The organism is Nocardioides luteus (assembly GCF_000960475.2).
Lineage (GTDB): Bacteria > Actinomycetota > Actinomycetes > Propionibacteriales > Nocardioidaceae > Nocardioides > Nocardioides luteus_A.
Genome location: NZ_JZDQ02000007.1, coordinates 100,578 through 112,696, shown reverse-complemented (window position 1 = coordinate 112,696; position 12,119 = coordinate 100,578). Strand labels below are relative to the sequence as shown.

Annotated in this window: 10 protein-coding genes and 1 pseudogene; 4 read left to right on the top strand and 7 right to left on the bottom strand. The window is 71.7% G+C overall.

From position 1 onward, the window contains the following. Positions 1–4: 4 nt before the first annotated feature. From UG56_RS06490 to UG56_RS06475, 4 genes are all read left to right on the top strand, one after another. The gene (locus UG56_RS06490; protein WP_071326913.1) at positions 5–1,195 is read left to right on the top strand and encodes a PucR family transcriptional regulator; all 1,191 of its coding nucleotides are present in this window, start codon (positions 5–7) and stop codon (positions 1,193–1,195) included. Positions 1,196–1,306: 111 nt separating this feature from the next. Next, complete coding sequence (locus UG56_RS29025; RefSeq protein WP_045552106.1) at positions 1,307–2,716, top strand: fatty acid desaturase; 1,410 nt, start codon at positions 1,307–1,309, stop codon at positions 2,714–2,716. Next, on the top strand, positions 2,713–2,907 hold the full coding sequence (locus UG56_RS06480) for a ferredoxin (RefSeq protein WP_045552105.1): 195 nt from the start codon (positions 2,713–2,715) through the stop codon (positions 2,905–2,907). The genes UG56_RS29025 and UG56_RS06480 overlap by 4 nt, the downstream gene beginning before the upstream one ends. A 2-nt stretch (positions 2,908–2,909) precedes the next feature. Further along, positions 2,910–4,109 carry an NAD(P)/FAD-dependent oxidoreductase gene (locus tag UG56_RS06475; RefSeq protein ID WP_071326912.1) on the top strand — a complete coding sequence of 400 codons (1,200 nt, stop codon included), beginning with the start codon at positions 2,910–2,912 and terminating at the stop codon, positions 4,107–4,109. Here UG56_RS06475 and UG56_RS06470 read toward each other — a convergent pair. From UG56_RS06470 to UG56_RS06445, 7 genes and pseudogenes are all read right to left on the bottom strand, one after another. Next, a complete protein-coding gene (locus UG56_RS06470) occupies positions 4,067–4,951 on the bottom strand; it encodes a universal stress protein (RefSeq protein WP_071326911.1) in 885 nt (294 codons plus the stop codon). The two genes, UG56_RS06475 and UG56_RS06470, sit on opposite strands and share 43 nt — an antisense overlap. A gap of 38 nt (positions 4,952–4,989) precedes the next feature. Next, positions 4,990–5,406, bottom strand: a complete 417-nt coding sequence (locus UG56_RS06465; RefSeq protein ID WP_045551221.1) for a pyridoxamine 5'-phosphate oxidase family protein — start codon at positions 5,404–5,406, stop codon at positions 4,990–4,992. Positions 5,407–5,420: 14 nt separating this feature from the next. Next, positions 5,421–6,374: a universal stress protein gene (locus tag UG56_RS06460; protein WP_045551218.1), complete on the bottom strand. Its 954-nt coding sequence runs from the start codon at positions 6,372–6,374 to the stop codon at positions 5,421–5,423. 86 nt (positions 6,375–6,460) lie between these two features. Further along, positions 6,461–8,587 carry an acetate--CoA ligase family protein gene (locus tag UG56_RS06455; protein WP_052694092.1) on the bottom strand — a complete coding sequence of 709 codons (2,127 nt, stop codon included), beginning with the start codon at positions 8,585–8,587 and terminating at the stop codon, positions 6,461–6,463. A 97-nt stretch (positions 8,588–8,684) separates the two neighbouring features. Next, positions 8,685–8,978: pseudogene (locus UG56_RS29110) on the bottom strand (GNAT family N-acetyltransferase); the annotation flags it as partial. Between the two features lie 135 nt (positions 8,979–9,113). Continuing rightward, entirely contained in the window at positions 9,114–11,468 is a 2,355-nt protein-coding gene (gene ppsA, locus UG56_RS06450; protein ID WP_045551219.1) for a phosphoenolpyruvate synthase, read from the bottom strand. Between the two features lie 50 nt (positions 11,469–11,518). Further along, positions 11,519–12,106: a hypothetical protein gene (locus UG56_RS06445; protein ID WP_052694096.1), complete on the bottom strand. Its 588-nt coding sequence runs from the start codon at positions 12,104–12,106 to the stop codon at positions 11,519–11,521. Between the last annotated feature and the right edge of the window lie 13 nt (positions 12,107–12,119).

The following is a 12,119-nucleotide window of genomic DNA, read 5'->3' as shown; positions in this document are numbered from 1 at the left end:
GACGATGACCGAGCTCGATGCCTGGGTGACGGCGTTCGCCGCGGAGCAGCGCCGGCCCGAGGAGGTGGCCCGCTGGGCGGCCACGACCGCCGACGCGATCCTGGCCGACGGAGACGTCGACCTGGCCGATCTCCGGCCCTTGCTCCTGGAGGCGGTCGAGGAGCACTGGTACGCCTTTCTCGACCGCCTCACCCTGCCGGGACAGCCGTTCGAGCTGGTCCCGACCGCGCGAACCGTTGCGCTCGAGATCGCACGTCGCCATCTCGGTCTCCCGCTGCTGCTCAAGATCTACCAGCGGGCACAGGAGGCGAGCTGGGACTTCGCCGTGCAGGTCGTCGAGGAGGCGCCGAGCGACCTCGACCGCGCCGGTCTGCTGGTGTGGTTCTGGACGAAGGCGACAGCCTGGTTCGGCTCCTCGGTCGAGCAGTCGGTGCTGCTGCACCAGACCGAGACGGACCGGATCCGGCAGCGTGGTGACGCCCGCCGCTTCGAGGTGGTCTCGCGTGCGCTCGGCGACCGCAGCGTCTCCCCCGCCGAGCTTTCCGCCGCCCTCGACGGCCACCCGATCGGCGTCCCGGGTCATGTCGCGCTGGTCGCGCACGCGCTCACCGCCGATGCCATCGAACAGCTCGAGCCCGCGATCAACGCCGTCACCCGCCACCCGGGCCACCCCCGGTCGGTGCTGGTGCGCCCCGGTGGCCGCGAGGTGTGGGCGTGGCTCGCCGCAGCCGAACGGCCCGACACCCTCGACGGCGCCGGCATCGACCCGACCGCCGTCCGGGTCACCATCGGCGTCGGCGGAGGCGGTCTCGACGGGTTCGTCGCGGCACACCGGGACGCCCGGGCCGCGCAGCGGGTCGCGCTGGCGCCGGGGCGCCAGGAGCCGGTGACGGCCTACGACGACGTCGCCGCGCTGGTGCTCGTCGCGCACGACCCTGCCGCCGCCGAGCGGTTCACCCGGACGACTCTGGGTGGCCTGGCCGACGCGCACCATGCCCGGCTGCGCGAGACCGTGAGGGAGGTGCTGACCTCGGCCGACACCGCGGACCGGCTCGCCGAGCGCCTCGGCATCCACAAGAACACCATCCGCTACCGGCTCACCCAGGCGGAGCGGCTGCTCGGGCACCCGCTGCGTGAGCGGGCCGGCGACCTGCTCCTGGCGCTCGACTATCACGACGCCTTCCTGCGGGCGTGACTGTGAATACTCACAGTTATTCATGACCGATTCAGCCTGATCGGCCAGAGACTTCCCCGCTGCGTACGTCCATTCTGACAGGAACGTAACGGACGTCACAGGAGGAAGAAGATGTCACTCGACGCCAGCGGCACCGTCGACCGGGGATCCACCGAGAAGTGGCGCGACAGGAAGCGCTATCTGTGGCTCCTCGGCCTCGTGGTCCCGTCCTTCGCCTTCATCGCGGTCGGTGGCTACGCCCTGACCGGCTGGGGCGTGTTCCTGTGGACCGGGCCGATCGTCGTCCTCGGCCTCGTCCCCGCCATCGACTTCGCGGCCGGCCTGGACCGGTCCAACCCGCCCGACGACATCATCGAGGAGCTCGAGGAGGACCGGTACTACCGCTACATCACCTTCGCGTTCCTCCCGATCCAGTACGCCGGGTTCGCCTTCGCGATGTACCTGATCGCCACCCAGGACTGGCCGCCGGCGCACAAGATCGGCCTGGCCCTCACCATCGGGTTCATCGGCGGCATCGGCATCAACACCGCCCACGAGCTCGGCCACAAGAAGGAGAGCCACGAGCGCTGGCTCTCCAAGATCGCGCTCGCGCAGAGCTTCTACGGACACTTCTACATCGAGCACAACCGTGGCCATCACGTACGGGTCGCGACGCCCGAGGACCCGGCCTCCTCGCGGATGGGTGAGAATCTCTACGGCTTCTGGTTCCGCACCGTGTCCGGGTCGCTCAAGAGCGCCTGGGGGCTGGAGGCCAAGCGCTACCGGCGCAAGGGCACCCACCCGTTCCACCTCGGCAACGACGTCCTCAACGCCTGGCTGATGAGCATCGCCCTGTGGACCGGGATGACGCTGTGGCTGGGCGTCGGGATCCTGCCCTACCTGATCCTCCAGGCCGTCGTCGGGTTCTCGCTGCTGGAGATCGTGAACTACCTCGAGCACTACGGGATGCTGCGGCAGAAGACCACCTCCGGCCGCTACGAGCGGGTGCTCCCGATGCACTCGTGGAACTCCAACAACATCGCCACCAACGTGCTCCTCTACCACCTGCAGCGGCACAGCGACCACCACGCCAACCCGACGCGGCGCTACCAGACCCTGCGCGACTACCGGGAGTCACCGACCCTGCCGACCGGCTACGCCGGGATGATCGTGCTGGCCCTGGTACCGCCGCTGTGGCGCCGGGTGATGGACAAGCGCGTGGTCGCGCACTTCGACGGTGACGTCCGGCTGGCCAACGTACGCCCCGGCCGGCTCGACAGGCTGCTCACCACGTTCCCGCCCACGGCCGCCGAGCCGGCTCACGAGGACGTCGACGACGTCACCCGGCAGACCTTCGACGACGACGTCGCCGCCGGCCGTTGCCCGGGCTGCGGCTACGTCTACGAGGTCGCGGTCGGCAACGAGCTGGAGGGTTTCGCCGCCGGCACCGCCTGGCGCGACATCCCCGACGACTGGTGCTGCCCGGACTGCGGCGTACGCGAGAAGGTCGACTTCATCCCGCTGAAGGAGTCCACGCTGTGAGCGCCATCGAAGCCGACAAGACCGTGTGCGAGGGCATCGGGATGTGCGAGGCCCAGGCCGACGACTACTTCCAGGTCGGCGACGACGGCCTGGTCGACGTCCTGACCGCCGAGGTGCCGGAGTCCGACCGTGGGTACGTCCGAGCCGCCGTCGACTCCTGCCCGGTCTCCGCACTCCGCCTCAAGGGGTGAGCATGTCCACTCCCCACGACCGTCATCTCCTGATCGTCGGCGCCGGGCTGGCCGGCCTCCGCGCCGTCGAGGGCGCCCGCGCCGCCGGCTGGGCCGGGCCGATCACGATCGTCGGCGACGAGCCGCACCCGCCCTACGACCGGCCGCCGCTGTCGAAGGCGGCTCTCTCCGGCGAGGAGCAGCCCGCCGTGCCGGTGCTGCGGTCGAGCGAGGTTATCGAGGAGCTGCGGGTCCAGCATCTCGCCGGGGTGCGGGTCCACGGCCTCGACACCGAGCGCCGCACGGTCGCCACCAGCGCCGGGCAGCTCGGCTACGACGCGCTCGTGATCGCCACCGGCAGCACCGCGACGACCCTGCCCGGGCTGACCGGGCTCCTCGGTGTCCACGTGCTGCGGCGCTACGACGACGCGCTCGGCGTACGCGACTCCCTGGCCCGCTCACGCCGGGTGATGATCGTCGGGGCCGGGTTCATCGGCTCCGAGATCGCCTCGGCGGCCCGCGCCCGCGGCATCGAGGTCACCGTCCTGGAGGCGAGCAGCCGCCCGCTGGAACGGGCGGTCGGTCCGCGTGCGGCCGGGCGGCTGATGGAGCTGCATGCCCAGGCCGGCGTCCGGCTGCTCACCAGGACCACCGTGTCCGGCGTACGCACCTCCGACCGTGGCGTCGACGCGGTCGAGCTGAGCACCGGTGAGACCTTGACGGCCGATGCCGTGATCCTGGGCATCGGCGCCCGTCCGGCCACGGCGTGGCTCGCCGGCAGCAACGTCGCCCTGGACCCGCGCTCGGGCGGGGTCCTCTGCGACCACGGCCTCGCCACCAGCGCACCCGGGGTCTGGGCCGCAGGCGATGTGGCCTGCGTCGACGGCGAGCGCAGCGAGCACTGGACGGCCGCCGGCGAGCAGGGCCGCGTGGCCGGTGCCAACGCGGCCGGAGCCACCGAGCTCTTCACCTCGGTCCCGTTCGCCTGGTCGACCTGGCACGGTCACCGGATCCAGGTCGTCGGGGAGACCACCGCGGCCGACGAGGAGGAGCACGAGGCCGGGTTCATCGTCTACCGGCGAGGCGGCAGCGAGGTGGGCGCGGTCGGTATCGACAAGCCCGGCCCGATCGCCCGGCTACGCCGGTCCCTGGCCGCCCTCACTCCCTCCGCCGCCCCGGCTCACACCGCGGTGGCCGGAGGCGTCGTGCCGGTTCGCGAGTAGCTCCGCGGGACGACGGCGACCACGCTGTGCGCGTGGTCCAGGAGGTTGTTGGCCACCGCTCCACCGACGACCACGACCATGTGCATGGTCTGGGCCTGCTCGGCGAGCGCCCGCGCGAGGCTCCCGCTGTGGATCCGCAGGTGCGGGTGGAGGTCCGGGTAGCGCTCCCGAAGTCCCGCCACGGACTCCGCGACCAGCGCCCGGTCGCCGTCACGCCCCTCCGGGCCGTGAGCCTCGTAGCAGTAGAGGACGCTGACGGGCAGGTTGCGCTGGGCGGCCTGGTCGAAGCCGAACGCCAGGGCGGGGATCGAGTCGGCGGTCCCGTCGATGCCGACGAGCACGCCGCGGCCGACACCTCCGCCGCCCGGGCGCAGCACGACGACCGGGCACCGCGCGTCCTTGACGGTGGACCTGCTGACCGAGCCGAGGAGACGGCTGCGGATGGGTCCTCTCCCCCGTGATCCGAGCACGAGCAACGACGCATGCCCGGAGGCCGTGTCCAGGGCGTGCGCCACCGGTCCCACCTCCAGCTCGACGCTCACCTCCGGACGCCGGAACCCGAGGAACCCCGGCGCTCTGGAGAGCTCGTCGAGACGACGCTCGGCATAGCTGCTCGCGCTCGCGAGCACGACCGCGCCGTGGTCCTGGTCGGGCTCCGCGGGCGCCCCGGCCCGGAACCCCGGCGGCGTGTCCAGGTTCGTCGCGGGCACCACATGGAGCAGGTGTACGTCACGCCCGTCCCGGAACGCCTGCTCGACCGCCCATGACACGCTCTCGGCCGCCGCCGGCCAGTTCTCGACCCCGACCAGGACGGCGCCCTCGGGCATGGATACGTACGTCATCTCGACTCCTTCGGCTCTACTCGTCTGCTCAGTGCGGTTCAGGTCGGCACCACGCGTCGGCCGGTGATCTCGGTCGGCGTGATGGACACGTGCAGCGACCGCCGGCCGTCCGCCCACGGCTCGGGCTCGAGGTCGTGAGCCGTCAGCCAGACACCGTCCACGAACTCCGCGGTCCCGCGGACGAGCACGCTCCAGCCCGCGGAGGTGTAGGAGTCGAACTCGTCGACCTGGTAGGACACCGGACCGGTGCCGATGTGGTCGGCGATGGCCGTGCGCGGGGCGGTGCGGAACACGATCCGCTCCCCCACCATGACGTGGTTGACCGGCAGGACCAGCGGCCCCTCCGAGTCACTGAAGGCGACCCGGCCGACCTCGGTCCGGTTCAGCAGCTCCAGGCATTCGTCCCGGTCGATCACGGTCAGATGCCCCGGGAACCATCGTGCTGCCAAGTACATCGTCTGCTCCTTCATCAGGCACGCCCCGAATGGGCAGGCTGGTCATCTGCGGCACCGATGGCTCCGGCGTCCCCCTCGAACGCCGGAGCCACGTGCGGGTCGATCTCGACCGGGCAGCTGCTCTCCCGGAGCACCGCCCGGGAGGTGCCGCCCAGCTGCCCGAGACCGAGGAGGTGCCGTCCTCGGCCCAGGATCAGCAGCTCGGCCTCCCGGGATGCCTCCACCAGGGCGTACGCGGCCTGGGCATGCTCCACACCGATCCGCGTCTCCACCTCGGCAGCCGCCGGACCAGCGGCGTCGCGGGCGGTCTCGAGGGCCATGGTGAGCTCGCGCTCGGCCCGGTCGACCCATGCCTGCTCCTCGCTGCCGACGGTGAGGTAGTCCTGGTAGGCACCGAACGCGTGCCAGGCGTGCAGGAGCCGTAGCCGGGCCCCGCGTGCGGCCGCCACCTCCAGCCCGCGGCGTACGAGGGCTGTGGAGGCGGCGACGTCATGGACCCCGACGACGATCTCGCGAGGTCCGCCCTCGCCCGTCCAGCCGGACGGGACGACGACCATCGGCACTGGTGAGTGAGCCGCGACGGGGCCGAGGATGGATGAGGTGATGATCCGGTCGAACAGTCCGCGTCGCTGGTCGCCGAGCACGAGGAGGCGAGCCTTGGCGGCCTCCTGCACGAGCACCGAGGCCGGCTTCCCGAGCAGCAGATAGGTGCTCACCACCGCTCCGCTGTCCGCGACCGCGTCCTCCGCCTCGGCGAGGATCGCTCGTCCGAGCTTGCCCATCCTCGAGTCGGGGTCGGTGGGAGCCGGTGGCCAGGTCGGCAGCGGCGGCGCATACGGGTCGACCACGTAGACCAGGTGCAGTGCGACGCCGGCGCGGACGGCTTCGGCGGCGGCGTAGCGGGCGGCAGCGAGTCCGGCCGCGGTGCCGTCGACCCCGGCCAGGATGAGTCCTCTGCTCTCGTTCATGACTCCAGACTCGCTCGGCGAGGTGCTCCCCCGACAGGGACCGCCGTCCTCGGCACAGGGTCTTTGGTCGATACCTGTCGGGACGCTCAGACGGTCCAGGAGCGCCCGTGGTCGAGCAGGACCTCTGCGCCGACGACCGCCAGCCCGTGCTCGTGCACGATGACCGGGTCGAGGTCGATCCTGTCGATCTGCGGCAGGTCGTCGGCCAGCTGGCCGAGCCTGATCAGCAGACGCTCGACGGAGGCGACGTCGACCGCCGGGGCGCCGCGGTGGCCGAACAGGAGCGGTGAGGTCCGCAGCTCGCGGACCGCCGAGGCCGCGTCGATGTCGGTCAGCGGCGCCAGCCGGAACGAGCGGTCGCCGATCAGCTCGCCGGCGACCCCGCCGTAGCCGCACATCACCAGCGGACCGAAGGTCTCGTCGTGCACGACCCCGGCGACCAGCTCCGGTCCCGGCCGCACCTGGCGCTGGACCAGCAGGCCCGGCCGGCCGGTCGAGATCGCGAGCAACTCGTGGGCCGCGGCGCGAACGGCGTCGGGATCGGTGAGGTGGAAGCGTACGCCGCCCAGGTCCGTGCGGTGGTCGATGTCGGGGTCGGCGAGCTTCAGGACGACCGGCCAGCCCAGCCAGTCGGCGGCCTCGACCGCCTCCTCCGCCCCGTCGGCGTGCACGCTCGGCACCACCTCGATCCCGTACGCCGCCAGCAGCCGTCGTGCCTCGCCCGCGGTGAGCCGATGGGTCTCCGCGGAGCCCGTCTTGACCTTCTTCACCACGGCCCGGGCCGCGGCACGGTCCACGGTGCCGACATCACGCCGGTTGCCGGGCGGGACGGCGCGCCACTCCGCATAGCGCGCGATCGGGGCGAGCGCCCGGGCGGCGTCCTCCGGGAACCAGAACACCGGCACCCGGTGACGCCCGGCGCTGACCGAACGCACGGTGCCGGCACGCCCGAACATCACCGCGACGGTGGCCACCGGGACGCTCTGGCCCGGGCCGCCCGAGTTGAGCCCACGACAGGCCGTCCTCACGGCGCGCTCGAACGCGCCGTCGTCCAGGGCGGGTACCGGGGTGTGGATCGCGATCAGCATGTCCACCTCGCCGCTGCGTCCGAGCACGGTGAGCGCCTCGGCGTAGCCCTCGGCGGTGACCCCGGAGCCGAGGTCGACCGGACCGTGGACCGACGGCGCTCCCGGCACGATCTGCCGGATCCTGGACATGGTCGGTCCGCTGAGCCCGACCGGGCGCAGGCCGGCGGCGGCGCAGGTGTCGGCAGCCAGCACACCGAGCCCGTCGGCGTTGCTGACGACGCAGACCCGGCCTCCCATCGGCAGCGGCTGGTCGGCCAGGACGGTCGAGGTGTGCAGGAGCTGCTCGAGCCCGTCGACACCGACCACGCCGCACTGGCCGAAGAGGGCGTCCATCCCGGCCCCATCGTCGGCGAGTCCGCCCACCAGCGCGACGACGGGCTTGTGCCGGGACAGCTGCCGGGCCACGCGGGAGAACTTGCGCGGGTTGCCGAAGGACTCCAGGTAGAGCGCGATCACGTCGGTGCCCTCGTCCTCGGCGGCGTACACGAGCACGTCGTTGCAGCTCACGTCCGCCTTGTTCCCCGCCGAGACGAAGCAGGACAGGCCGATGCCGAGCTCGGCCGCCCGGCGCAGGGCGGCCATGCCGACCGCGCCGGACTGGACCATCAGCGCGATCCGGCCCCGGTGCGGCGGCGTGGTGGCGAAGGTGGCATCCAGGCGTACGGCGGGGTCGGTGTTGGCGACGCCCAGACAGTTGGGGCCGACGAGACGCATGCTCGCGGACCTGGTCACCGCCAGCACCTGGTCCTGCAGCCTGGCTCCCTCCGGACCGGAGTCGGCGAAGCCGTCCGCGAGGACCACGACGTCGCGGACCGCGGAACGCCCGCACTCGCGGACGACCTCGAGGACCTCGGCGGCCGGCACGGCGAGCACCGCCAGGTCCACCGGCTCGGTGATCTCGCGGACCGAAGCGCTGCAGGCCAGGCCGAGCACCGTCTCGTAGTGCGGGTTGACCGGGTAGATGCTCCCGGTGAAGCCGGCGCGCAGCAGGTTCTCCACCACCCGGTAGCCGGGATGCTCCTCCTTCCGGGTCGCGCCGATCACCGCGACCGAGCGTGGTCGCAGCAGCGCGCGGATCGAGGCGGCGTCGGCGCTCTGCTCCCGCGCCGTCGCCGCGGCGATCACCCCCTCGATGGGCCACGCTCTGGCCCGGCACGACCACCGGGAACCGCACCTCGACCGTCTCCCGGTGCGGGGTCGCGGCGAGGACGAAGCCGGAGTGGCGCAGCACGTCGAACGCGGCGGCGTTCTGCGTCAGGACGTACGCCACGAACGTCGCGATCCCGGCATGATGGGCGGCGAGGGCGAGATGCTCGAGCACGAGGGTGGCCAGGCCGCGACCGGTGTGCCGGTCGGCGACCACCAGGGCGAGCTCGGCCTCGTCGGCCCGGACCCGGATGCCGCTGGCCAGCGCCACGACCTGGTCACCGACGATCGCCACCTCGGCCACCGCTTCGCCCTTCTGCAGGCTGGCGAGCAGGTCGTCGACGAACCGGGACGAGTCGGTGTGGCCCATCTGGAAGAACCGCAGGTAGCGGCCGCCGTCGGAGAGCCCCTCGTGGAGCGCCAGCAGCGCGCTCCGGTCGGCGGGGACGACCTCGCGGACGCTGGCGATCGCCCCGTCGCGGAGCAGCACGTCCTCGGCCATGGTTCAGCCCTCGGCAGCCAGCACCGTCTGGGTGACCGCAAGGATCGAGTCGGGCGTGACGCTGATCGCGTCGATCCCGAGCCCGACGAGGAAACGGACGACCTCGGGGTGGTCCGAGGGCGCCTGGCCACAGATCCCGGAGTGCATGCCGTGGCGCCGGCAGCCCTCGACCGCCAGCGTGATCATCCGCTGCACCGCGAGGTCGCGCTCGTCGTAGTCGAAGGCGACCAGCTCGCTGTCCCGGTCGACCCCGAGGGTGAGCTGGGTCAGGTCGTTGCTGCCGATCGAGAACCCGTCGAACCGCTCGGCGAACTCGTCGACGAGGATCACGTTGGAGGGGATCTCACACATCGCGTACACCTTCAGACCATGGTCCCCACGGCGCAGCCCGAGCTCCGCCATCCGGGCCAGCACGCGGTCGGCCTCGTCGAGACGGCGCACGAACGGCAGCATCACGATCACGTTCTCCAGGCCGATCTCCTCACGGACCCGGCGCAGCGCGGCGCACTCGAGCGCGAACCCCTCGGTGTAGGCGGGGTGCGCGTAGCGCGCGGCTCCGCGGAAGCCGAGCATCGGGTTGGCCTCGGCCGGCTCGAAGTCCGCGCCGCCGAGAAGGGTCGCGTACTCGTTGGTCTTGAAGTCGGAGAGCCGCACCACGACCGGCTTGGGATGGAAGGCGGCGGCGATGCTGCCGATGCCCTCGGCCAGCTTCTCGACGACGTACGCCGCGCCGTCGTCCCCGACGAGGCGCTCGACCTCGGCGCGCTGGCTGGGGTCGGTGATGCGGTCGGGATGCAGCGCGGCGAGCGGGTGCACCCGCACGTGCTCGGCGAGGATGAACTCCATCCGCGCCAGCCCGACCCCGTCGTTGGGCAGGAAGGACGACTCGAACGCGATCCCGGGGTTGCCGAGGTTGAGCATGACATGGGTCCGCGGACGTGAGGTGAGCGCGGTGGCGACGTCGTTGGCGTGGAAGTCGGCCAGACCCCGGTAGACGTGGCCCTCGTCGCCCTCCGCGCACGAGACGGTGACCTCCTCGCCGTCGATGATCGTGCTCGTCGCGTCCCCGGTGCCGACCACCGCCGGGATGCCGAGCTCGCGCGCCACGATCGCCGCGTGGCAGGTGCGGCCGCCGTGCTCGGTGACGACCGCGGAGGCGATCTTCATCAGCGGCTCCCAGTCGGGGCTGGTGCTGGACGCGACCAGCACGTCCCCGGAGGTGAACCCGACGTCCTCGCCCATGCTGCGCACGATCCGGGCACGGCCCGCGCCGACCTTCGCGCCGACCGCGCGGCCGGAGGTGATCAGGTCGCCGTGCGCGTCGACGACGTAGCGGGTCGTCACCGTCGGTCGCCGGGTGGCGGCCACGGTCTCGGGGCGGGCCTGGACGACGTACAGCAGGCCGTCGGTGCCGTCCTTGGCCCACTCGATGTCCATCGGCTTGCCGTAGTGGCGCTCGATGGTCATCGCGGCACCGGCCAGCTCGAGCACCTCCTCGTCGGTGAGGCAGAAGCGGTCCCGCTCGGCCGGCGGCGTGGGCTCGTTCCGTACCGGCTCGCTCTCCCCCAGCACCATGCGCACCGCCTTGCTCCCGAGACGGCGGCTCAGCACGGCACGGTGGCCGGCTGCGTACGTCGGTTTGTGCACGTAGAACTCGTCGGGTTCGACCAGGCCCTGCACGACGTTCTCGCCGAGGCCGTAGGAGCCGGTCACGAAGACGACGTCCCGGAACCCCGACTCGGTGTCGAGCGTGAACGAGACCCCCGAGCAGGCGAGGTCGGAGCGCACCATCTTCATCACCCCGACGGAGAGCGCCACCGACAGCTGGTCGTAGCCGTGCCGGGCACGGTAGTCGACCGCCCGGTCGGTGAAGATCGAGGCGAAGCAGCGGCGTACGGCATCGAGCAGCGCCTCCTCACCCTGGACGTGGAGGTACGTCTCGTGCTGGCCCGCGAAGCTGGCGTCCGGCAGGTCCTCGGCGGTGGCCGAGGACCGGACCGCGAGCGCGACGTCGTCGCCGTACTCCTGTCTCAGCGCGCGGTAGCCCGCCAGGATCTCCTCCGTCAGGTCCTCGGGGAGCGACGCGCCGAGCAGCAGCTTCCGCGCCCGGTCCGCCCGCTCGGCGAGGTTCTCGCGGTCGTCGATGTCGAGGTCGGCGAAGACGGTCGCCAGGGCCGTGTCGATGCCCGAGGCTCGCAGGAAGTGGCGATAGCCGTCGGCCGTGACGGCGAACCCGTTCGGCACCCGGATGTCGCGATCGTGGATGTGGCGATACATCTCGCCGAGGGAGGCGTTCTTGCCGCCGACCAGGGGCACGTCGGCGATGCCGACCTCCCCGAACGTACGGATGTAGCTCATGATCAGACCTTCACTGTCCGGGGTAGGTGGCATTCACGGCTGGGTGCGGGTCACCGCAGCCACGGGTTGTGCATGACGATCGGCATCCGGGCCCACTGCTTGCCGAAGCCCCAGGTGTCACCGGCGTACGTCATCGCCAGGACGCCGACGGTCAGGGCGCCGAGCAGGTGCTCGTCGATGATCGGGTTGTTCTCGAGCGGGAAGCTGGCGAACCACATCAGCACGTACATCGCCGCGCCGGAGATGGCCCCGATCCGCATCCCGATGCCGAACGTGAGCGTGAGCCCCACCCCCAGCAGACCGAGCATGAACAGCCCGTCGACCCACCACTGACCCGCCATGTCGTTCCACATGCCCTGCAGCCAGTTGTGGTCGGGCACGTGGGACAGGAAGCCGTCGGTGGGGCTGCCGCCGTTGAGCCAGGCCGCGTCCTTGGCGAAGAAGTCGATGCCGGTACGGGTGCCGGCCTCGTTGGTGATCGCGCCGGTGTGGAAACCCAGCGCGAGCAGCTTGTCGAAGAAGGCCCACAGGAACGTGAGCCCGAAGGCGATCCTCAGCGTCGCGAGCATCCGAGCCGCGGGCATCGGGTAGTGCCCGGGCAGCGATGTCGTGGAGCCGGGCGTGGAGATTGAGGTCATGATTCCTCCATCG